This window comes from Chakrabartyella piscis, assembly GCA_030067835.1.
GTDB classification, from domain to species: Bacteria; Bacillota; Clostridia; order Lachnospirales; family Anaerotignaceae; genus Chakrabartyella; species Chakrabartyella piscis.
The window spans coordinates 1,154,988-1,177,345 of the sequence record CP092441.1 but is presented as its reverse complement, the minus strand read 5'-3'; the positions used below and the strand labels follow the sequence as shown (position 1 = coordinate 1,177,345).

Here is a 22,358-nt window from a genome sequence, read left to right as displayed (position 1 = left end):
GTTTTCTCTTTTAGGATGTAGTTTTTTTGTGCAATCTTATGCTGGGTATGTACCTTCGTGCAAGAATGTCAACAATTCTTCTGGACTCATGTCGCCAATACCCAAGTATTCCAATGTATAGCCTTCTTTATAGAAATCACGATCCAACATTGCATTTGCCATATTGATCATAGAATCAATGATTGGTGTTGCAACGCCGTATTTTTTACCCAATTCGTGGAATACGTGACAACCAATAGGAATGTCTTCTGTCAAATATCTGTGGTTTACAGAGAATGGGCCTGTTCCCATTGCCATATCATACACTTCTTCATATGGAACGTGCATGCCTTCGCCCATATATTCGCTACCCAAGATGTTGGATCTGGAGTAGAATTCTTCTTCTTTGAATGGTTGAATGCCAACTTGCATTTTTTCTGCGATTGCACATTCCTCTTTGTAAACACCGTGTTGTACTTTGGAAACAGTTGGGCTGTATACGTGGCAATAGATAGAGAAATCTTTTTTGTTTTCGCCATAAATCAAGCCATAGTTTTCCATTGCGCCAACACCCAAGATAACACCAGGACAGTGCAAAATAGGGTTTACATTACTGAAGCCAGTATCCATAACGGTATCACCACCAACAGGACCCAAGCCATTTGTGATGGCATCCATAGCACCAATGTATTTTACGCTTTCCAAGAATACATCTTGATCTGTGGAAGGCAATGTTGCACCTCTCAGTGTGATTGCACGATAGAAGATACGTGTGCTTGGGAGCATGAATGGACCTTCGGAATCAATTCTACTACCATAAGGAGCACTGGACCAACCGCCAACAACAACTTGTTTTGTACAATTCATTTCTTTCATTACTTTTCTGAACAGCAATGTACCATAGTTGTCTGGGAAGATGTGGATGATTTGTCCATCACGCAAATGAGGAACCAAAGCTTTGAAGAATGTTGTATGTCCTACTGCTGGTACAGCAACAATGATGATTTCTGCTTCTGCAACTGCTTCAGCAATGTCTGTTGTTACTTTATCAAATTTGACAACACCTTCTCTATAGAAACCAAATTTATTGGTTTGTGTACCATAGAAACGGAAACCGTTTTGTAGATTGCTCAAACTTTGTTTTGCGAATGGTTCCAAATCGCAAAGAACCACTTTTTGTCCTGCAAGTGTACAGTCTGCTGCCATTGCTTTGCCGATACCACCAGCGCCCAAAACAGCAATTGGTTTGTCTTTCAAATAACTCAAATCTTTCATAAATAGTTCCTCCTTTTCATTTACAATTTACTTTAAGTAATATATGTGTGTTTTCTTAATAGCCTTCATCTGCATTTGCTGGTATTTCACTGTTCTTCTTAATCAAAGAACCAATCGCTCCACCAATCACTGTTGGAATCAACCATTCAAATCCATAAGCAACCAATGGCAGTTTTTGTATAAATGTGATAGGTGCGCCATAACTGCTTGCAACTGTACAAATACTAATAATGAAGGAAACCAAAGCAGCTCCCTTGTACGCATTGACATTGTAAATTTTCCCACGAAGGAAAGATAGTATAATCAATGTAATGACTGTTGGATATACAACAGATAATACAGGCACAGCCAAACTAATGATGGCTGATAGCCCAAAATTGGAAACCACTGTACTGAAAATCATAATGATTGTAATACAAGTGTTGTAAGACAATTTTTGTCCAGATAAACCTTCAAAATAGGTTGCTACTGCTGAAGATACCCCAATGGCAGTGGTCAAAGAAGCTGCTGCTACAATGACACCCAGAAGTGCCATGCCACTTTCACCCAACAACTGTGTTGTAATGGCTACCAACAAGCCTGCTTGGTTCATGGTTGTGATATCATATACACCTGATGCACTTGCACCCAAATAGGTCAAACCACAATATATCAAAAACAATAATGTTCCTGCTACAATACATGCTTTTGCAGCAATGGAAACTTGCACATTCTTTTCTGTGTAACCACGTTCTGAAACAGTTCCTATTACAACGATTGCCACCGTCAATGCTCCCAACACGTCCATCGCTTGATATCCTGCTAAAATACCATCACGAATAACCGAATCAGTCGCTGGTGCTACCACTGTTCCAACTGGATTTGTAACCCCTACAAAAATCAAAATAACCAATGTCACAACCATAATCGGCGTCAAATACTTCCCAATCAAATCCACCAATTTCGAGCGACGAACCGCCATAACCCATGCAATCCCAAAGAAGATAATGGAAAATACGACTGGATTAAAATTCGGCAATACTGGAATGATTGCCATTTCATATGTTGTTGCCGAAGATCTCGGAACAATAAACAGTGGTCCAATACAGACCAAAACAGCTGTATTGATTATGGTAGATGGGATTTTTCCAATAATTCCAGTTATCCCCGACATTTTGCCAGTTCCTCTAATCAAAGCAATAACTGTGACGAATGCCAACACCAAATCCACTATATAGAAACAAATAAAACCAATTGTCCAAGATGTCCCTGATGTCATCCCCAAATATGGCGGAAACAACAAGCTACCTGCACCAAAAAACATTGCAAAAATCGCTAAACCAATGATAATTGTATCTTTACTCTGTCGTGACTTCTCTTCCATGCTATTCCTCCTATAGTTCTCATCCTTTGACAATAAAAAACTTTTGGATTTCTTATATAGCTTTATACCATAATGTAGATTTTAGAAATGCCCATAATAAGGTTTTTGTGTTACGGAGTGATGCACCCAGTTGATGAGTGTGATGAAATCGAATACAGGTAAATTCACTGCCTCCTGCACCATAAAAGCATATGGTGGAATGTCACTGCATTCAAGCAAAATTGCACCTACATCATCATGATTTTGTACCAACAACTCTGCCGCTTCCACAACCGTACGTGCAATGCTTTCGTTGTCTAAATATTCATATCCATGACGAATGGTTTTAAATCCATCCAAACTGCCGATGTCTTGAATGTAACAGTCTTCTGGTGATACACCTACATCCATCAGCATCTTATCTGTAATATCATTTCCAGAAGCTGTGATGATGCCAATTTTTTTACCAGTTCTAATCCCCAATTTAATCATTGGCAACTGCACCATGCTAGAAAGGAAGGCAGGTATTTCCAATTCATCCGCAACATCTTTTTGGAAGTTTGCAAAAAATCCACAAGCGCCTACAACAGCACGAACACCTTGACTTTGTAGCTTTCTTGCTGCTTGCAAAATCACTTCTTTGATATCTCCATCTCCTTCAAAAAGTTGTTCTATTTCAAATTCAACCTTTTCATACAGTACAGGATAGTCATATGTTGTTGCATTTACAACATTTCCTGGAAGTTTGGGATAATTCAAGTCTACAGCAATAATACCAATGGCATGCCCAGCAATAAATCGCTTGTCTGGCACTGTATACATTTTGAGAATATCACTTTCTTTTCGAATTGATGAATACCCATTGTTCATATGTTTCAACCCCTTTTCTTCATTTTCTTTCCCTTTGATGAATGTACTTCAGTGAATTAACTTCATTATAAACACATTAGTAATATCTGTCAATAATAATATGCAAACTTTCCACTTTTTAGTTATTATTCATCCCCTCCACTTTTATACACAGCATATTTTACACTTTTTCATTAATATGCACCCATATTATACGATATTTTTTGTACTATTCCCCTATCTCTGTACAAATACACGTACATATTCAACAAAACGATATTTCCACTTTCCTATTATCGTAAATATATTTTGAAAACACTATGATAGAATTCATTTACAAACTGACATTTTTACTGTTCCATCTCCCCATTTCCATATACTACTTATAAATAAATACTGATGTTTTTTATAATTTTTATACGTTCTACATGTGATATCCTGTTGTATTGGATAGTCTACGATCCATATGAATATACGTCATTAAATTTTTCCAACAACTTCACTTCTAGAACTGTGTATCAAAGTCAGTTCATTCAATATATATCTCAAATTTCTAATGTTACACCAATCATCTTCTGTCCTATATCACTATTGTATAATCCATCTATAGGTTCTTGTAACTCCTTCTTTAAATGTTTCACCACCCTAGGATTCGCCTGTATCGTCATCTCTGTATTCTGTAACCGATGCATGATATACCCCTGTTTGCTCATACCACTCAGCTTCACAAGTCTTTCGATTTCCACCCATTCTTCTGGTGAAACCCTGAATGCAACTGTTTTACTTCTCCATCTATTTTTCTGATCTACTGCTTTTTGACTCATGTTAAAACCCTCTTTCTATTGATAGTTTATCTGCGATTTCCCCTTGTTTGGTTGGGAACAAATGTGCATAGCGATATGTAATATCTATGCTTTCGTGCCCTAATCTGTCTGCGATTGCCACTGCTGAAAATCCCATATTGATTAGAAGGGAGCAGTGTGAATGTCTCAAATCATGGTTTCGTATCTTTTTGACACCAGTTTCTTTGCATCCTCTTGCCATTTCATTTTGCAAATAACTTTTGGTTACTGGAAATATCCTATCCTCATTTTCCACTTTATACAGACTATTGATGTACTCTTGAAGTTCTTCTGACAAGAAGTCTGGCATGGAAATGATTCGATTACTTTTGGGTGTTTTGGGATCGGTTATGATGTCTTCACCGCCGATTCTTTGATAACTTTTATTGATTCTCAGTGTGGATTTTTCGAAATTAAAATCCCCTTTCGTAAGTGCCAAAAGTTCACCACTTCTAATTCCCGTCCAGTACAATACCTCGTAAATGTAATAACTCATTGGTTTATCCATCATGGCTTCAGAGAATTGCAAGTATTCTTCCTTAGTCCAGAACAACATTTCTTTTGTTTTCTCTTTACCCATATTCCCAGCTTTTTGGGCTGGGTTGGATGGCAATTCATAGTATCTGATTGCGTGATTGAAGATTGCAGACAGTTGATTGTGAATGGTTTTTAGATACACAGGTGACATAGGTTTTCCATTATTTCCTTTGCGTTTCATCATTTGATTTTGCCATTTTATAATGTCAGCTGGTTTGATTTCATCCATCTTTTTATCCTTGAAATATGGCAGAAGTTTGTTCTCTATTATGCTTTCTTTGGTTCTCCATGTATTCTGTTTTACCCTATGTTTTGTATCCTCAGCATAGATTTCAACGAAACTTTTGAAGGTCATATCCAAATTCGTTTGGGATTTTTTGATGAACTCCCTTTCCCATTCCAATCCCTCACGTTTGGTTTTGAATCCACGTTTGCATTTTTGTTTTGTTTGACCTGTATAGTCTTGATACCTAACCGATACCAACCACTGACCATTCTTCGATGGATCTTTATTTACCGACATACTCTCACCTCGATTCGTCTACAATTCCATAAAACTTTTCTTCAAAATATATCCGACTCACCTTACCTGTTAATGTCATAAACCCTTTTTGTTCCAATTCCGAATTCAATTTTTTGATGATTTTGTATGCGTGTGCCCTTGATATTTCAAGGCTTTCTGCCATTTCACTTGCCGATACAAACATCTTTTTCTCCATAGATTCTCCTTTCCAAACACACAATACCCTAAGTTTTTTACAATAGCTAGTGTTAGTGGTTATCATGTTGTAACTTCTACACAAGCAACAAATTTTGGCGATTTATCTCTGCTTTTACATACTCATTTCTTGTTGATTTTGTAAATCTTCACCTGTATGTTTCATCCCCAATGCTTCTTTTTTCTCAATACTCTTTGCCAGTGTTTTTTTATCTATACGTTGATTCATTGTAGTACAATCCTTTATCATTTCATCAGTAAATACTTTTTCTAGTGATTTCAAAACGTTCAAAATACCAATACCGATAGTGTTGTTTTGCAATTCAAGTTTCTGTGGTTTCTCTTGATTACTCAACTCTATATCCATTCCTAAATCTATATCCATCTGCTCCACTTCTTTCAGGATCATATTTTTGATTGAACGGAATGCAGCCTGTTCTGACAGTGGTAATTTTTCAGGTTTTTCTATTGTGTAACTGCTATGGATTTCAAATTTTGTATCATACCATAGGTCATAAGCCTCTTTGATTTCAGGCAGTTTTGCAAGCTCGTCTACGATTTTATCCACCTTAGTCTTATCTGATTTTTTCAAATAACCATAGGATTTTTTGCCTTTATGGTTTTGTATTGCATGGTTCAAATCATAAATCAACTGCAATATCTCATTACTTGGTTGCACCTTAATGCCCTGGAATATATCTTTGCATCTCTGTTTCACTTCGTCACGCTGCATGGATTGCATGGCATATACCTGTTCCAACTCTAGCGAAAACACCTCTTTGGTCACCATGGCTTTGAATTGCTCGATACCTCTTTTTGTGAGATAGCCCTCGTTTGGATTTTTGGAGTACACCACCATATGCACATGAGGGTGATGACTTTCGTTATGAAAGCTGGCATACCATTGAAGATTATCAATCTTAATTTTGTAGTAATCGGCTATCTTTGGTGCGATTTGTGACAGCATATTTTTCCATGCAGTACCATTGTCAAAGCCTGTTCTAATTGCATCTTCACGAGTTAAAGAGATAATAGGCAACCAAATATTGCCCGTATGGTTTGCCACATCTTCTTGTACCTTGGATAAAATAATCTTGTCATTACCACTTGTAAACAATCCATGATTTGAGAATTTCTCAACACCTTTTCGATTTGCGATATAATCAACGTATTTCTGGACGTGTTTCTCCGCGCCATCTCGTGTACCAATGTAATTCACAAGGTTTCCACCATGAGCGCCACCGCCCTTGATGTAGTTGGATTTCAAAATCACTTTAGGCATTTAGTCACCTTCATTTCTTATTTGTTCACATATGGTTTCTAGTTCTTCACGGCTCAAACGATATGCAAATCTCAAAACATTCAATATCATATCCGTCTTGATTTCATTTTCAACCATTCGTCTATGCAACCTATTTTCACAGCTATTGATTGCTCCCTGCATTTCACCTATCAAGATATTTGAGATAAATTTCGTGGCATTTTGTGTCAACAAGTACCCAGAATAAAATTCGATTGCACGATTTACAAACTCGCTTTGATTTTTCATATCTTCTTTTTCCACCAACAAATTCATTGTTTTCAGCAATTTTTCATCAATCCAAATATTCGTTCTCATTGCATTCATTTTCACACCTCATTCCTATATATTGCTTTACGACCACCTCAAGGTATACCTAAAGAATGGCTTAGATTCGGCATTTCGAGTATCCAACAGCACCTTTCACAGCACTTGGGTGTACCCATATTTTTGAGTTTCTTTGTAATTTTGTCTTGTAAACACGGTCGGCACTGCCGTCCGATGTAACCGTGGGTGCACCCACTTTATCCCGCACTTTAATATGCGACCTATAAATCGCCATAAACTGCCGTAAATCGCTCTGCTTTTGAGCGGATTCTATCCCCATGAATATCGGTGTACATTGGCTTATTTGCGTTTATAACTTCTCCGTTGGGCAAACACCCTATAAACTATTTTCCGTGTCAGAAACGCCGTTGTACATTGGGTGTGTGTGCCCTTCAAACCGCATTTGGTGCAACTATCCCATCTCTACCAACAAAGCCTCACACAAGCCAACACAGGCGGCAACAAGGGCGAATCTCTCTGTTTTTGTTCTCCTTATCTTTTTTAAGCAAACAGTAGTTGGTGATATTATGAAGTGTAACAGTGTAACGGTGTAACAGATTTGCCACACTGTAACACTTGTAACACCTTCTATGTTACAGACTCCGTTTTGTCAAACTTATCTTTTGTGAAGATAGCAACTCTTAAATTTTTTGTGCTGCTAATTCGAACCGAATGCGTTCTCCCACCATTGGAATTCAAAAGCAAAATATCATCTTCATCCAAATGCTTTAATAAAATATTTACACTCGGTGGCATCGGTTCACCCTGTTCCAAACAAAATTTCCGAAGGTGTTTTAGTGTTGCGGTCATATTCAAATAATAAAAATCGTCATCAGAAAAACCAATGCAGTCATTTTGACAGCTGATAAAACTTTCTTTGGGTACAACACGAATGATTTCATTTTCCATCATCAAAATAATTGTTCCAATAAACTTTTCAGAAATAGAAACCTCATGTAGGCTTTCACTTTGTGCCTTGCAAAGTTCAATACAGATTGCAAACATTTCATCACTCAACTTTTTATTTTCATCCACATCAATCATCTTCTTTCCAAAGAGAAAACACGTGAAATACTCAAAGGCAACCAACAAGAATGCAACGCCCTCTGGTGTTCTATCGTGGAAATGGATTTCTTCCTTTCGCAATCGTTCACGAACCATTTCACGATACACTTCAAATAAAATTTTGATGTCAGAAATAAAAACTGCTTGTTTTTCTTCTGTATCCAGTTGATTTTCAAGCCACAGAATATATGACTTCATCGAGGTTGACAGATAGTTGTTCGCAGCCTTTTCTTGCCACTCTGACAAAACAGTTACGGCGATGTCATTTGGCTTTATGGAAAGTTCTATACTTCTTGCGAGACCACTTTCAGAAATATTAGGAGAATATTCAGCAGTGACCAGACCAACACCCCTTGGCGGTTTTGCTTCTTTCAACTCACGTCTTTGGTTCAGGCTTGCTCTTGCTGTCCCATCTCCAAAGGCTCGCATGATAAGTTGCATTGTTTTCAACACAGCTGTTTCTTCATAACCACCGCCTGTTGGGTGGAAATCATCAACAACCACTGGCAAGTCTTTGAGTGTGAATAATCTTTCGATGATGCTATTGCCTGTATCACGGAATGTCAAAGGCAATGTGCTATGAGTGAAATTTCCAAAATGACAAAGCATCAACGCAGACAATGAAGATTTCTTTGCACCTGTTCTACCCACCAACATCAAAACCGATTGTGGTGGATACCCTGCAAGCTTCAGCAAATGTGTCAGCGGCGCCAAGTACATGAATGCCACGAGTGGATATAAGACTTCTTTTGCAACCAAGTCACTTTTCAGAAGTTCGTAGCTCGCATTCACTTTATTTTCATCCAGTTCTTCTGGAAAATAATAATTTTTCAATGTGGTATCCTTGGTTTCGCAGGTGATTTCCATTCCTGTCAACAGATATTTCAGCTTTCCATCAATCTCTCGAAATCCACTGTGCACATAAACCACTTCAGGTTCGAGAGCAAGTCCTGTACTCTGAATTGCATGGCGAATGTGTTCCTTGATTGCTCGTCCAGCTTCTATGTTGCATTTTGCACCCCAGTTTGGTGTCACCCAGTTCATGGTTTCAAACTCCGCAACGGACAATGTCAGTGCTGGCAATTCTGAACCATCTTCAAATACGCCACCCACTTCAAAATACCGCAATAGCTGTTTGCCATCATCGTATATTTTTTCTGAGATTAAGTGTGGCAGAAAGTTACAAAGCAAGATGTCTTTCATGGTTTTGCCACTTGCAACCCATTTGTACAAGCGATTTGCACGGACTTCATATGGCATTTTGTAATTTGGTGTTTTCAATTGCTTCCCTCCTTTGTTTTGTAAAAGTATATCTTGTTATTTTTTACCCCCTCACTGTATTGGCAACGAGAAACGCATTTCGTCAACCATTTTGAAAAAATTTTTAAATTTACCTCCTCACCTACTTCCTCACTTCTAAACCCTTTTTCAAGTCAATTTTCCAAAAAACTTTATTTTTGGTGATTTTGCTACATTTGCAACACCCTTTTTCATTCACTTTGCCATGTAACCAAAAGAACCCTTCACTATATTGGCAACGAGAAGATGTTTTTTATGACATGAGATTGAAATTTTTTTTATTTTCATCCCACATGATAGATGTCAAATCAAAAACAGTTATTATCTAATTCCAACTGTATACGTTCCATTGCGTTTTGTAAATAGATGTGATAGAATTATTGTATGTTCTCTATTTGCTCATATTTTATTATCTATTTTGAAAAATTTTGTGTGCTTTCTATTTTTTCATTATGCTACATCTATTTTCGAGGAGGAATTATGTTTTCTTTTACCGCTCATTTTTATGAAAATGAAATATACATAAACAAGAAATTTGCTTACAAAAACAACGAATTCTTAACCGAATTATTGAATCTTGACATAACTGACGACCTAAATCGTTATCGAACTGTTTTGATGAAAGAACCACAATATTTACGTCTTTTTGGTGATATGTCTGATTATGAAATCGAAAGTTACAATGCCTATGCACAAAATATTCAGGCTGTTATGAACAATTTGGATTTCTTTTTCGAAAAACTTTCCATATCCAAACTCATTTCCAACAGCGAGTTCATGCAAACAGAAAAACTATTTGCTATACTTTCTTCCAAAACATGGTTTTGGGAAACTCCTTGCTCCGATACAGATTCAGATTGGAATGATGAGGATGATTACGAAGATGACTATGTAAATGATTATGGATTTAGCTATCTGGATTTAGATTCTTCTGGCATCCATGTATATCGTTCACAGCTGAATAAATTTTTTCCAAGTGGATTGCGTTATAGTCTTGATTGTGCCGGCATGAGTTTGGATTTGGAGGATATGAACGCACAAGTTGAAAATCTTTGCAAATCCTATTTGACTTTTACAGAAGATGTTTTAAGAGTGATTCACTTGTACCACGATTTTGTTGACAACTACCTCAATGCACAAAGTAAGTTTTTGGATAGCGATAGCCTTGCCAACGCTTTTGTTTCATTTATTGACAGCACAAAGAAAAAACCAGACAGGAATTATTTCAAATTCACATCTGGCTATTCAAAGTTTTTTCATTCTGTTATCAAAAAAGGTGATAAAAATATTTTTTGTGCATCCTACGAATTCCAAAGCATCGGCGCCTTTTTATACTTCGATTTATTCCATGGCATCCAACAAAATTACATACCCAAAAAGTGTATGAACTGCGGTACCTATTTTTTAATCAAGTCTGGAAAATACACTGACTATTGCGACCACCCCGCTCCACAAGACAATTCGAAAACTTGCAGAGAAATTGGTTCACGCAAAAAATACGATGACAAATGCAAAACCGATCCCGTATGGCAAACCTACAACAGGGCATACAAGGCACACTACGCACGATATATGAAAAAGAAAATGACCGTGGCGGAATTTGAAAAGTGGTCTGCTTGGGCAGTTGCGTGGCGAACCAAAGCAGAAAAGGATGAAATTTCATTTGAAGAATATGCTACAGAAATCAAGAAATAAAAAATCTCCTCACCTGACCATTCGTAATCAGGTGGGGAGATTTTCTTATATCATACTTCTCAAGCAATTTTCAATATCTTCATCCATAATTTCTACAGCCAACTTTGCACCAAACTTAAATCCCATTTCAAAGTGGGACACCGAAGTTTCACCAAGAATTACTGAGTAGGCATTCAAGATTTCATGGAATAGTTGTTTTTCTTTGCCTTCGAGTAGTTTTGAGAGAAGGTCTTCGTTTGCATCCAAATCTTTCATTGCTGTTTGATAAGACTCATTTTCTCTAAGTAGTTTTCCGTTTGGATTGACGTTGCCATAAAATAGTTCTTCTATCAGTTTCATTGTTTCACCTCCTTGTGCACATACAATATCACAGGTGGTTATAAATAGCCATTCACCAAATGCAACAAATAACATTTAAACCCAGGAAATAATACATTCAACCATTTGGTTGACTTTTTTTCGTTTATGGTGTAATATGTGCATATAGGTAAATATTATAATTTTCAGGAGGTTAATTATGATTACAAGTTTTGGAAAGATACTTCGTAAAATACGCATTGATAATAACGAAATTTTAAAGGATATGGCTGAAAAGCTAGGTGTTACATCATCATTTTTATCCGCAGTTGAAAATGGAAAGAAAAAAATACCTGATGGATGGTTAAACACTATCTTCACGTCTTATAATTTAACAATTGTGCAAAAAAAAGAATTAGAATTTGCCTACTCTGAAACAAACGATAGTTTGAAAATTTCATTTGATGGTTTAGCACCAGAAAATAAAGAATTAGCATTTTCTTTTGCTAGAAAATTAAATAATTTTGATAGCAAGGATATTGAACAACTGAAAACACTTTTAGAAAGGATAGAAGAATAATTTATGACACAATACAAAGCACTCAGTACTTCAAGAAAAGATATCGAAAATTATGTATATCAAATTAAAGAAACTTTAGGTTTGGAAAATCGACTATGTTTCCCTGTAATACAATTTTTAGAATTAATTATTCCAAACTTAATTGATAATTTCAATTATGAAATTGTAGATGACAAAGATTTAACAGATAAATATGCAGAAACTATTCCAAGTAAAAATCTCATCAGAATTAGAAATGATGTATATGAAGGTGCTTGTAACAATAATCCCAGAGATAGATTCACTATCGCTCATGAGATTGGTCACCTCTTTATGCACGATAGTGATAGTGTTACACTTTGCAGAATATCACATGATGCGAAAATACCAGCGTTTCAAGATCCAGAATGGCAAGCTAATACCTTTGCTGGTTATTTATTAATGACACCAGCCTGTATTTCCGGATTAAGTGTAGAAGAAATATGTGTGAAGTGTAAGGTTTCAAATAGAGCAGCTAAAATACAAATGAAATTTATTTAATATCATACTTAGAAAGGTGGTGAGGCTATTGATTGCAGAAAAAAAAGAAAAGACACTCTGTAAGTTGTTGGCGCAACTTACAAAGTGCCACTCTCATGGATGTGTTCATCCAATCTTAGACAATTACATTATGACATATCCAATGAGAAATTGCAATGATTTCAAGCAAAAAATTACAATTTTGAGGAGGCAATATGTCAGAAAAGAGAAATGATATTTTTCATGCATTTTTATTAAAAAATGCAAATTATGATGGAATTTTTGAAATTCCAATTATCAAGCCAACAAACTCTATACCAACCAAGGTAATACCATTTTCTAAAGCATATACAGCAAGAAAACAGAAAAATATTGATTATGATATGTTCATTTCATTTTACGAGCATGATGATAAATTTGAACGAGTATGGAACAGACCAGATATATATCTACCGTTTCTTCAAAAATTCAAAGGGGTTATTTCCCCAGACTTTAGCTTGTATCGTAATATGCCACTAATTATGCAAGGTTGGAATACTTATAGAGGTAAGGCATTGGCACATTATTTTCAAGAAAATGGTATAATTGTAATTCCCAATGTACGATTTGGAGATGAAAGAACTTTTGATTTTTGTTTTGATGGTGTGCCTAAAAATAGCATTGTGTCTGTAGGAACACATGGATGTATCAAACAAAAGTTAGACAAGTACTATTTCAAAATAGGTCTTGAACAATTAGTAAATGTTTTATCACCTCATACTATTGTTGTATATGGTTCTGCACCAGATGAATTGTTCTTAAAATACAAACAACAAGGTATACATATTTTACAATTTCATAGTTCTACCAGCCAATATCATGACTCCAAAAAGGTGGTGATATAATGGGTGGTGGTGCAGGCGGAAGATTTTTTAGGGGTTCAAAAAAACAACATGGTAAACCCCCATGAATAATCAATCTCAAAATAAACAAACAAATGATATTGCAAAAATATTGAATTTAACACCTAAACAATCACGTATTTTGCATGATGAAGTATCAGGGCAAGGGTATGGTTTTCGGGAAATATTAGAAATAGCAAAGGATCTATTCAATAAGTAAAGGAGACTTTCATGAATAAAAAAAATATAAGCACTATTAAAAATTTTTTAGAAGTATTAAATGGTAAAAAACTGCAATCCTTCATCCGTTCAGGCTCTATGGGCGATTTAGGATTTGGAGATTATATCGAAAAAAACATCAGAGGTTTTAATGACGAAAAAAAACTAATCAGTAAAATTGTTTATGTGCCACAGTATGTATTGCACATTGATTGCCACTTTAGATTGAGTTGTGGTGATGAAATTATTCTTTCTAGAGGTGATATTTTCCAACCCTCAAATGTATTATATAGCGATTCTAACTTCGATTATGAGGCATTTGATTGGGATATTAGTGACAATAATCGTTTTGATGAAATATCCAAAAAAATGTTTCATAATCAAAACTCCACTTTTATTGTATCAAAAATCATCATAAGCAAATTTGGAGATATTAAAATTCACTTTGAAAATGGATTTCTTCTTGACATCTGCCCTGATATCTCAGGAAATGAAGAATGTTGGCGCTTTTTTGAACAACTATCAGATGAGCATTTGATTGTAAGCGGAAATGGTATTGTGGAGGAAGATAACTAATTGATATCCCAAAATCCAAATTGTACTCAGAGATTTTATACAAAAAACCGCTTGTTATCGGTGTTTATAAGGCTTTGAAACTGTGTGGCAACAAAAATTATGTTATCATTTTGTTATCAGTCGCAATACATCATTGCATAAATCCTCGTAAATTTAGCATAATATGTTATAAAACGCAAGAAAACACCCTAAAAGAGGGTGTTTTCTGTATATTTTTTGTATACGCAAACCAGTGAGCATTACTCCCACTCAATAGTTGCAGGTGGTTTACTAGTAATATCGTACACGATACGATTTACATGTTTTACTTCATTTACAATTCTAACGCTCACTCTATCCAAGATATCATAAGGAATTCTTGCCCAATCAGCCGTCATAAAGTCTGTTGTGGAAACGCCACGAAGTGCAATGGTATAGTCATAAGTTCTAAAGTCACCCATAACGCCAACAGAACGCACATCTGTGATAACTGCAAAGTATTGGTTGATGCTTCTTTCAATACCAGAGTTCATGATTTCTTCTCTAAAGATTGCATCTGCATCTTTCAAGATTTCCAATTTATCTTCTGTTACTTCACCAATGACACGAATTCCAAGACCTGGACCTGGGAATGGTTGTCTCCAAACAAGGTGTTCAGGAAGTCCCAATTCAAGACCCATTTCACGCACTTCATCTTTGAACAAAAGTCTAAGTGGTTCAATGAGCTCATCAAAATCTACAACAGATGGCAAACCGCCAACATTATGATGGGATTTGATGACAGCAGAATCACCCAAGCCGCTTTCGATTACGTCAGGATAAATAGTTCCTTGTACCAAGAAAGTCACTTTACCAATTTTCTTTGCTTCATCTTCAAATACACGAATGAACTCTTCGCCAATTGCTTTTCTTTTTGCTTCTGGATCCACAACGCCTTTGAGTTTATCCAAGAAACGATCTTTTGCATTTGCACGAACAAAATGAGCATCAAAGAAACCATCGAAGATTTCTTCTACTTCATCACCTTCATTTTTACGCATCAAGCCATGATCCACGAACACACAAGTCAGTTGTTTGCCAATTGCTTTGGAAACAAGTGCTGCTACAACGCTAGAATCCACGCCACCAGACAATGCACAAAGTGCTTTTTTATCACCAACTTGTTCACGAATTTTTTTAATTTGGTCTTCGATGTAGTTTGTCATTGTCCAGTCACCTGCACATTGACACACTTCATATAGGAAGTTATACAACATTTTGGAGCCATTTGGTGTATGGTTTACTTCTGGATGGAATTGCACACCATAGAAGCCTTTTGCTTCATTTTCAATTGCGCCAGCAGGACAAGTTGCAGTTTTACCCACTACTTTAAAGCCTTCTGGCATATCTGTTACAAAATCAGTATGACTCATCCAACAAATTTCTTCAGCATCCAAGCCTTTGAACAATTTACTTGTAGTATCAATGGTCACATCTGTTTTACCATATTCACTTTTTTCATGAGCATTGCCCACTTTACCGCCCAATGTATACGCCATCAACTGACAACCGTAGCAAATACCCAACACAGGTACACCCAAGTTGAAAATTTCAGGATCACAATGTGGTGATTTTTCATCATAAACGCTATTTGGACCACCTGTGAAGATGATACCCTTTGGATTTTTCGCTTTGATTTCCTCAATGGATTTATTCCAAGGCATAATTTCACAATACACGTGATGCTCTCTAACACGTCTTGCAATCAATTGGTTGTATTGTCCACCAAAGTCCAACACAATAATCATTTCATGGTTCATGTTCTACCTCCAATTTCTATTCACATACATACCTCATAATGAGGTATACTAAACCTATATTACATCTTATCATAGACAAATTCTATTGACAAGTGGTAATGGCAAAAATCGTGTATTTTCTAAGAAACTTGACATTTTTTGCCCCCATATTCATTGACAATATCGTCTTTGTTTTGTTATGATATTCTTTGTGTTTTTATATTATTATATCATTAGAACTACAATGAAAAAGGAGATTTTTATGAATTTTTTTGAAAACTGTTTCAAATTGAAACAACACAACACAACTCTCAAAACAGAGGTGTTGGCTGGTATGACTACTTTTATGACTATGGCTTATATCATTGTTGTAAACCCTGGTATTTTGAGTGTTACGGGTATGGATTTTGGTGCATTGCTCACTGCAACTTGTGTGGCTTCTGCAATTGGTTGTATGTGTATGGCTTTCTTTGCCAACTATCCATTTGCTTTGGCACCTGGTATGGGTCTCAATGCATACTTCGCTTACACCGTTTGTGGTCAATATGGTTATGGTTGGGAAGTTGCTTTGGCAGCTGTATTTGTAGAAGGTTTGATTTTCATTTTCCTTTCTGCTGTCAACGTACGTGAAGCCATCTTCAATGCAATTCCTTCCAACATGAAGAAAGCAACCAGTGTTGGTATTGGTATGTTCATTGCCTTCATCGGTTTGCAAAACGCAAAAATCGTTGTTGCCGATTCTGCTACCTGTGTGGCTATGGGTAATGTTGCAAGTCCTTCTGTTGCGCTTGCTTTGATTGGAACCATCTTGACTATGGTTTTGGTGGTAAGAAATGTAAAAGGTGCTTTGTTCTATGGTATTTTGTTGACATGGGTATTGGGTATCATTTGCCAATTGACCGGTATTTATGTTGTAGATATTGATGCTGGTATGTATTCCTTGATTCCATCTGGTATCGTTTCTGCACCACCTTCTCTTGCTCCAATTGCTATGAAATTGAACTTCAGTGGCATTCCTGTATTGGAATTCATCACCATTATCTTTGCATTCTTGTTTGTTGACTTGTTTGACACATTGGGTACATTGATTGGTGTTTCCACAAAAGCTGGTTTCTTGGATGAAAATGAAAAATTACCTAACATCAAAGGTGCTTTGTTTGCAGATGCAGTTGCTACCACTGGTGGCGCTTTGCTTGGTACTTCTACTGTAACCACATTTGTAGAAAGTGCTTCTGGTGTTTCTGATGGTGGTCGTACAGGTATGACTGCCTTCACCACTGCAATTTTCTTCTTGATTGCGTTGTTCTTTTCTCCAATTTTGACAACCATTCCATCCTTTGCAACATCTCCTGCATTGATTGTAGTTGGTTTGTTTATGATTCAAAATGTTACTGAAATCGATTTCTCTGATTTTACAGAAGCATTCCCTGCTTTCATTACCATTCTTATGATGATTGCTGCTTATAGTATTTCTGAAGGTTTGATATTTGGTGTACTTTCCTATGTTTTGTTGAAAGTATTGACAGGTAAAAAAAGCGAATTGAATCCTGTTATCTTGATCATTGCATTCTTCTTCTTGTTGAAATTGGTGATGTAATTGTATTCTGCGAAAGACTTCTCTTTGTGAGGAGTCTTTTTTCTTGCTTTAGATGAGGTATATTATTTATATAATGTGTAGTGTAACGTAGGGGAGGATATTATCCTCCTGTTAAAAAAACAAGATAGGAAAAGAGGAATGGTAATTCTAGGAGTGGAAGCGATTTAAGGTTTAAAGAGTTTCAGACCTTACTTTTCAACAGTGAAAAGAGGTCATCATTTTGCAAGCAAAATCACACTACGTGTGACCGCCATATCTTTGGCGGTGAGTCCAAAAGCTGCCACTCTTTGCGAAGGCGTGGAGCCACGCTATAAGGTGGTCAAGACCCCCTTATATATCCCCCTGGAAGTAAGAAGTGTAATGGTGTAAATCCTACGATTAGACCGTGAGTGACAAGCCCCTCACCTCTTAATTACTGCTTCAAAAGCAAAGCAAGTAGTAAACAAATGACTTTTGATTTCCACTCAGCCTTTGCTTGCAAAGCGGAATCCCCTAAATCATTACTAGTGGGATTTTCAATATGCGTCACTAGCCATGAAGGAAGTATGCTCGAATATAAATTATTTCTCTAGCCAATTGGATTCCACCTTGCAAAGGAGTTTCGAGGGGTCGCAGCCCCCTTGAACCGTGCTCCACGCTTCGGAAGTAGTGGCACTTTTTGTTACTTTTTGGTGTCAAAAAGTAAGGTCTAAATGCTCTAAAACTTGAATAAATTCCTATCTAAAATTAATTCACAAACATCCTAAACAGGTGACGAAACGTCACCCCTACAAAATCAACGTTCTACAAATTATAAGCATACTAACTACAAATAAAACTCATAATTTTGTACCATAAATTTTATTTTGCATGCAAAGTATTTATGTATTTATTTCATTGTTTTTATAGAAAACTTTCATTTATATTGACTTTTCATCACATAAATTGTATAATGTGAATAGAAAACATCAAAAAAAGTACAAAATTCTAAAAAATTTGTCAAATAAAAAACCGTTGTGTATGACTGCAATCAATATATACCATTGGCTTGTATTTACAAAAAAACATTCTTTATTTTGCCATCGCAGAAAGGTAGATGACTTATGAACGATTTGCTTTATTCCAATTATGTTCAAATTTTAGAAAACGAATTGAAACCCGCTTTGGGTTGTACAGAACCCATTGCTTTGGCGTATGCTGCTGCAAAAGCTCGTTTTGTTTTGGGTGATTTTCCTGACCACATAGAAATCCATTGTAGTGGAAATATCATCAAAAATGTAAAGGGTGTAACGGTTCCAAATTCTGGTGGTTTTCGTGGCATTGAAGTTGCTGCCATCCTTGGCGTTGTTGGTGGTGATAGTGAAAAGGAATTGGAAGTATTGGAAGATGTGACTGATGCGCATAGAGAATTGACACAAAAATTGGTTGCAGAAAACTTCTGCTCTTGTTTCTTGCAAGAAGGTGTTGAAAATTTATTCATTGTGGCAAAAGCAATGAAAGACAATCACTACGCCAAAGTTACCATTGTCAATCGCCATACATTGATTACTGAAATTGAAAAAGATGGTGAAGTGATTTATGAAAATAAACTCAGCGATGTCACCACAAATAGTGCTGACAAAACCCTCTTAAATGTAGCCGATATCATTGATTTTGCAAACACTGTCAAAATTGTAGATGTCTGTACTGTTTTGGAGCACCAAATCCAAATGAACACCGCCATTTCCCAAGAAGGACTTGCAAATTCATATGGTCAAAATGTGGGCAAAACCCTACTTGCAACTTATGGCGATGACATCAAATTTAAAGCACGTGCAAAAGCTGCTGCTGCTTCTGATGCTCGTATGGGTGGATGTTCTTTGCCTGTGGTCATCAATTCTGGTAGTGGCAACCAAGGAATCACTGTGTCTCTTGCTGTCATTGAATATGCAAAGGAATTGGAAGTTTCAAAAGAACAATTGTATCGTGCTTTGGTTGTCAGCAACTTGATTGCACTCCACCAAAAACGATATATTGGCAACTTGTCTGCATATTGTGGTGCTGTTAGCGCTGCTGCTGGTGCTGGTGCCGCAATCACCTATATGAAAGGTGGTACTTTGCAGCAAATTTCCAATACCATTAGCAATACCCTTGCAAATGTTGGCGGTATTGTTTGCGATGGTGCAAAGGCTTCTTGTGCTGCTAAAATTTCTTCTTCTTTGGAAGCTGCAATTTTGGGACATCATATGGCAATGGCTGACAATGCTTTCTCAGCAAATGAAGGTATTTTGAAGGATTCCATTGAAAAAACCATCCAGTGTGTTGGACATATGGCTCGTGTTGGCATGAAGTCCACAGATGTTGAAATTTTGAATATTATGATTGACAAAGCAAATGTGGAATGCTAAACCATTCCACCCCATTTATTGTAGATATTGATATTATAAACACCATAGACTTTCTATTTTGAGAAGGTTTGTGGTGTTTTTTACGTTTCTTTCCATTGCAACAATTGTCATAGAATTTTGAAATCATCATATAGTAAATCAAAGGTTTTAGGAGGTTTTTGTATGATTTCTTTTTTACATAAGCAAAAAAAAACACTTCTCATTTGTGCCAGCATTTTGTGTGGAGTATGCTTGGTTTTCAGTGCACCACCCACCACTGCCCTAGTGTCGTCTATGGTGTCTGCAACTCAAACAAGACAGTTGCCCATTTATTGCGTGGATACACCCAAAAAACAAATTTCCATTAGTTTTGATGCCGCTTGGGGTGCCGATGATACCGATGAATTGTTGCGTATTTTGGAAGAAAATAATGTGAAAACGACTTTCTTTTTGTGTGGTTATTGGGTAGAAGATTATCCTGAAGAAGTACAAAAAATTGCAGATGCTGGTCATGATTTGGGGAATCACTCCGCCACACATCCACATATGAATCAACTTTCAGCTGAACAGATTGCTGCGGAATTGGCAAGCTGTCATGCCAGCGTCAAAGAGATTACTGGAATCGATATGGATTTATTTCGACCACCCTTTGGCGAGTATAATGATACTGTGATTTCTACAGTTTATGCTGAGGGGTATTATCCGATACAGTGGGATGTGGACAGTCTCGACTGGAAAGAATACGGTGTCGAATCTGAAATCAACCAAGTCTTAAACCACGAGCATCTAGGCAATGGTTCCATTATCCTATTCCACAATGATGCCCAGTACACACCAGCAGCTCTTGACACCATCATCAAAGGGTTACAAGCAGATGGCTATGAAATTGTACCACTTTCAGAATTGATTCATCGTGATGATTTCAAAATGGATCATGAAGGTAGACAAATTTTAAATTCATAACAAAAAAGAGATATTGCAACAATGACAATACCTCCATTTTATTTCGGGCACTCACATAGGAGTGCCCCTACAATATACAATTCTATTTCACATACTTATTTTTGCAATTTCAAGATTTCGTCCAAAATACAATGTGCCACTTCTTCTTTGGACAAAATTTCCAACTGCACTTCTTCTGTCTTAGAAATCATGGTGACCACATTGGTATCTGTTCCAAAACCGCTACCTGCAACCTTCAAATTGTTTGCAACAATCATATCAATGTGTTTCTTTTCCAATTTGACACGGGAATTTTCCAACATATTTTGGGTTTCCATAGAGAAGCCACAAAGGAACTGACCTTCATGTCTATGTTCGCCAAGATATTTCAAAATATCCTGTGTACGATCCAAAGCAATGCTCATTTCGCCATCTTTTTTCTTCATTTTATCATCTGCAACCGTCATTGGTTTATAATCTGCAACTGCTGCTGATTTGATGATGATATCTTGTTCCACACCTCTAGTGGTGACTGCTTCAAACATATCTGCTGCACTAATAATTGGCACAAATTCCATAAACATTGGTTTTTCCAAGGAACTGACTCCGCTGACTAAGGTGACATCTGCACCACGAAGCATTGCTGCTTTTGCCAATTCATAACCCATTTTCCCTGTAGAATGGTTTGTAATATAACGCACAGGATCAATTTTTTCTTGGGTAGGTCCAGCTGTAACCAAAACTTTTTTACCAATCAAATCTTTCTCATATGAAATTTCTTTTGTGATATACCCCAAAAGCACTTCTTCCTTCGGCATTTTGCCATCACCCACATCTCTACAAGCCAAGAAACCACTATCTGGTGCAATGATTTCATAGCCAAATTGAGACAGTTTTTGCAAATTATCTTGCAAAATTGGATTGTGATACATATTGGTATTCATAGTCGGTGCAATGAATTTTTTACAAGTACAAGCCATTGCTGTTGTGGTCAACATATCGTCTGCAATGCCATTTGCCAATTTTCCAATGACATTTGCACTGGCTGGTGCAATGAGCATCACATCTGCTTTTTTTGCCAAAGAAATATGTGCCACATGGAATTGGAAATTGCGATCAAAGGTTTCCACCATACACTTATTTCCGGTCAATGTTTCAAATGTGACTGGTGTAATGAATTCTGTTGCATTTTTTGTCATAATGACATGTACATCTGCACCCAATTTCACAAGCATACTTGCTAGATTTGCAATTTTATATGCTGCAATGCTACCTGTTACACCCAAAACCACTGTTTTTCCATTCAATTGCATGGTATCGCTCCTTTGTATATCGTCCGTGTAAAATATATCGTCTATTGTGGTCGGGCATGGAAACCCGCCCCTACATTGTGTTATTTAGAATCCTACAGACAGTATACCAAACATTTCATTTTTCG

At 36.7% G+C, this 22,358-nt stretch carries 20 protein-coding genes; 8 read left to right on the top strand and 12 right to left on the bottom strand.

The window, feature by feature from the left end:
* Nucleotides 1-36: 36 nt before the first annotated feature.
* The 9 genes from MJY40_RS05160 to MJY40_RS05120 form a co-directional block, all read right to left on the bottom strand.
* Nucleotides 37-1,254: an NAD/NADP-dependent octopine/nopaline dehydrogenase family protein gene (locus tag MJY40_RS05160; protein WP_317855981.1), complete on the bottom strand. Its 1,218-nt coding sequence runs from the start codon at nt 1,252-1,254 to the stop codon at nt 37-39.
* Between the two features lie 55 nt (nt 1,255-1,309).
* Nucleotides 1,310-2,617: a branched-chain amino acid transport system II carrier protein gene (gene brnQ, locus MJY40_RS05155; protein ID WP_317855980.1), complete on the bottom strand. Its 1,308-nt coding sequence runs from the start codon at nt 2,615-2,617 to the stop codon at nt 1,310-1,312.
* Between the two features lie 81 nt (nt 2,618-2,698).
* Complete coding sequence (locus MJY40_RS05150) at nt 2,699-3,466, bottom strand: aspartate/glutamate racemase family protein (protein WP_317855979.1); 768 nt, start codon at nt 3,464-3,466, stop codon at nt 2,699-2,701.
* Nucleotides 3,467-3,990: 524 nt separating this feature from the next.
* Nucleotides 3,991-4,269: a plasmid mobilization protein gene (locus MJY40_RS05145; protein ID WP_317855978.1), complete on the bottom strand. Its 279-nt coding sequence runs from the start codon at nt 4,267-4,269 to the stop codon at nt 3,991-3,993.
* Nucleotide 4,270: 1 nt separating this feature from the next.
* A complete protein-coding gene (locus MJY40_RS05140) occupies nt 4,271-5,347 on the bottom strand; it encodes a site-specific integrase (protein ID WP_317855977.1) in 1,077 nt (358 codons plus the stop codon).
* Between the two features lie 4 nt (nt 5,348-5,351).
* The gene (locus MJY40_RS05135; RefSeq protein ID WP_317855976.1) at nt 5,352-5,543 is read right to left on the bottom strand and encodes a helix-turn-helix domain-containing protein; all 192 of its coding nucleotides are present in this window, start codon (nt 5,541-5,543) and stop codon (nt 5,352-5,354) included.
* A 114-nt stretch (nt 5,544-5,657) separates the two neighbouring features.
* Nucleotides 5,658-6,824, bottom strand: coding sequence for a MobP3 family relaxase (mobP3, locus tag MJY40_RS05130; protein ID WP_317855975.1), 1,167 nt, complete (start codon nt 6,822-6,824; stop codon nt 5,658-5,660).
* Nucleotides 6,825-7,169 (bottom strand): ribbon-helix-helix domain-containing protein, encoded by a 345-nt coding sequence (locus MJY40_RS05125; RefSeq protein WP_317855974.1) that lies wholly within the window; start codon nt 7,167-7,169, stop codon nt 6,825-6,827.
* Nucleotides 7,170-7,757: 588 nt separating this feature from the next.
* The gene (locus MJY40_RS05120; protein WP_317855973.1) at nt 7,758-9,515 is read right to left on the bottom strand and encodes a hypothetical protein; all 1,758 of its coding nucleotides are present in this window, start codon (nt 9,513-9,515) and stop codon (nt 7,758-7,760) included.
* Between the two features lie 498 nt (nt 9,516-10,013).
* On the opposite strand from MJY40_RS05120, the gene MJY40_RS05115 reads away from it, so the two are divergent.
* Entirely contained in the window at nt 10,014-11,228 is a 1,215-nt protein-coding gene (locus MJY40_RS05115; protein WP_317855972.1) for a DUF6076 domain-containing protein, read from the top strand.
* Between the two features lie 45 nt (nt 11,229-11,273).
* Here the strand turns inward: MJY40_RS05115 and MJY40_RS05110 are convergent, their stop codons facing one another.
* Entirely contained in the window at nt 11,274-11,567 is a 294-nt protein-coding gene (locus tag MJY40_RS05110) for a DUF6809 family protein (RefSeq protein ID WP_317855971.1), read from the bottom strand.
* A gap of 178 nt (nt 11,568-11,745) precedes the next feature.
* On the opposite strand from MJY40_RS05110, the gene MJY40_RS05105 reads away from it, so the two are divergent.
* From MJY40_RS05105 to MJY40_RS05090, 4 genes are all read left to right on the top strand, one after another.
* A complete protein-coding gene (locus MJY40_RS05105; protein WP_317855970.1) occupies nt 11,746-12,105 on the top strand; it encodes a helix-turn-helix domain-containing protein in 360 nt (119 codons plus the stop codon).
* A 3-nt stretch (nt 12,106-12,108) separates the two neighbouring features.
* A complete protein-coding gene (locus tag MJY40_RS05100) occupies nt 12,109-12,624 on the top strand; it encodes an ImmA/IrrE family metallo-endopeptidase (protein ID WP_317855969.1) in 516 nt (171 codons plus the stop codon).
* Nucleotides 12,625-12,818: 194 nt separating this feature from the next.
* Entirely contained in the window at nt 12,819-13,487 is a 669-nt protein-coding gene (locus MJY40_RS05095) for a DUF4417 domain-containing protein (RefSeq protein WP_317855968.1), read from the top strand.
* 228 nt (nt 13,488-13,715) lie between these two features.
* Entirely contained in the window at nt 13,716-14,279 is a 564-nt protein-coding gene (locus MJY40_RS05090) for a hypothetical protein (RefSeq protein WP_317855967.1), read from the top strand.
* A 239-nt stretch (nt 14,280-14,518) separates the two neighbouring features.
* Here MJY40_RS05090 and guaA read toward each other — a convergent pair whose 3' ends face one another.
* Nucleotides 14,519-16,057, bottom strand: a complete 1,539-nt coding sequence (gene guaA, locus MJY40_RS05085; protein ID WP_317855966.1) for a glutamine-hydrolyzing GMP synthase — start codon at nt 16,055-16,057, stop codon at nt 14,519-14,521.
* Nucleotides 16,058-16,298: 241 nt separating this feature from the next.
* Between guaA and MJY40_RS05080 the strand changes: the two genes are divergently transcribed.
* From MJY40_RS05080 to MJY40_RS05070, 3 genes are all read left to right on the top strand, one after another.
* Nucleotides 16,299-17,633, top strand: coding sequence for an NCS2 family permease (locus tag MJY40_RS05080; RefSeq protein ID WP_317855965.1), 1,335 nt, complete (start codon nt 16,299-16,301; stop codon nt 17,631-17,633).
* Nucleotides 17,634-18,715: 1,082 nt separating this feature from the next.
* The gene (locus MJY40_RS05075; protein ID WP_317855964.1) at nt 18,716-19,999 is read left to right on the top strand and encodes an L-cysteine desulfidase family protein; all 1,284 of its coding nucleotides are present in this window, start codon (nt 18,716-18,718) and stop codon (nt 19,997-19,999) included.
* A 162-nt stretch (nt 20,000-20,161) separates the two neighbouring features.
* Nucleotides 20,162-20,941, top strand: a complete 780-nt coding sequence (locus MJY40_RS05070; RefSeq protein WP_317855963.1) for a polysaccharide deacetylase family protein — start codon at nt 20,162-20,164, stop codon at nt 20,939-20,941.
* Between the two features lie 95 nt (nt 20,942-21,036).
* On the opposite strand, the gene coaBC is transcribed toward MJY40_RS05070, so the two are convergent.
* Entirely contained in the window at nt 21,037-22,233 is a 1,197-nt protein-coding gene (gene coaBC / locus MJY40_RS05065) for a bifunctional phosphopantothenoylcysteine decarboxylase/phosphopantothenate--cysteine ligase CoaBC (protein WP_317855962.1), read from the bottom strand.
* Nucleotides 22,234-22,358 lie beyond the last annotated feature (125 nt).

Excerpts from the sequence above, each read along its gene's own strand:
- MJY40_RS05070 (WP_317855963.1), top strand. The coding sequence starts at position 20,162 with ATGATTTCTTTTTTACATAAGCAAAAAAAAACACTTCTCATTTGTGCC.
- MJY40_RS05150 (WP_317855979.1), bottom strand. The coding sequence starts at position 3,466 with ATGAACAATGGGTATTCATCAATTCGAAAAGAAAGTGATATTCTCAAA.
- MJY40_RS05105 (WP_317855970.1), top strand. The coding sequence starts at position 11,746 with ATGATTACAAGTTTTGGAAAGATACTTCGTAAAATACGCATTGATAAT.
- MJY40_RS05110 (WP_317855971.1), bottom strand. The coding sequence starts at position 11,567 with ATGAAACTGATAGAAGAACTATTTTATGGCAACGTCAATCCAAACGGA.
- mobP3 (WP_317855975.1), bottom strand. The coding sequence starts at position 6,824 with ATGCCTAAAGTGATTTTGAAATCCAACTACATCAAGGGCGGTGGCGCT.
- MJY40_RS05145 (WP_317855978.1), bottom strand. The coding sequence starts at position 4,269 with ATGAGTCAAAAAGCAGTAGATCAGAAAAATAGATGGAGAAGTAAAACA.
- MJY40_RS05080 (WP_317855965.1), top strand. The coding sequence starts at position 16,299 with ATGAATTTTTTTGAAAACTGTTTCAAATTGAAACAACACAACACAACT.
- MJY40_RS05160 (WP_317855981.1), bottom strand. The coding sequence starts at position 1,254 with ATGAAAGATTTGAGTTATTTGAAAGACAAACCAATTGCTGTTTTGGGC.
- MJY40_RS05095 (WP_317855968.1), top strand. The coding sequence starts at position 12,819 with ATGTCAGAAAAGAGAAATGATATTTTTCATGCATTTTTATTAAAAAAT.
- MJY40_RS05115 (WP_317855972.1), top strand. The coding sequence starts at position 10,014 with ATGTTTTCTTTTACCGCTCATTTTTATGAAAATGAAATATACATAAAC.
- MJY40_RS05140 (WP_317855977.1), bottom strand. The coding sequence starts at position 5,347 with ATGTCGGTAAATAAAGATCCATCGAAGAATGGTCAGTGGTTGGTATCG.
- MJY40_RS05125 (WP_317855974.1), bottom strand. The coding sequence starts at position 7,169 with ATGAATGCAATGAGAACGAATATTTGGATTGATGAAAAATTGCTGAAA.
- MJY40_RS05075 (WP_317855964.1), top strand. The coding sequence starts at position 18,716 with ATGAACGATTTGCTTTATTCCAATTATGTTCAAATTTTAGAAAACGAA.
- coaBC (WP_317855962.1), bottom strand. The coding sequence starts at position 22,233 with ATGCAATTGAATGGAAAAACAGTGGTTTTGGGTGTAACAGGTAGCATT.
- MJY40_RS05100 (WP_317855969.1), top strand. The coding sequence starts at position 12,109 with ATGACACAATACAAAGCACTCAGTACTTCAAGAAAAGATATCGAAAAT.
- guaA (WP_317855966.1), bottom strand. The coding sequence starts at position 16,057 with ATGAACCATGAAATGATTATTGTGTTGGACTTTGGTGGACAATACAAC.
- brnQ (WP_317855980.1), bottom strand. The coding sequence starts at position 2,617 with ATGGAAGAGAAGTCACGACAGAGTAAAGATACAATTATCATTGGTTTA.
- MJY40_RS05090 (WP_317855967.1), top strand. The coding sequence starts at position 13,716 with ATGAATAAAAAAAATATAAGCACTATTAAAAATTTTTTAGAAGTATTA.
- MJY40_RS05135 (WP_317855976.1), bottom strand. The coding sequence starts at position 5,543 with ATGGAGAAAAAGATGTTTGTATCGGCAAGTGAAATGGCAGAAAGCCTT.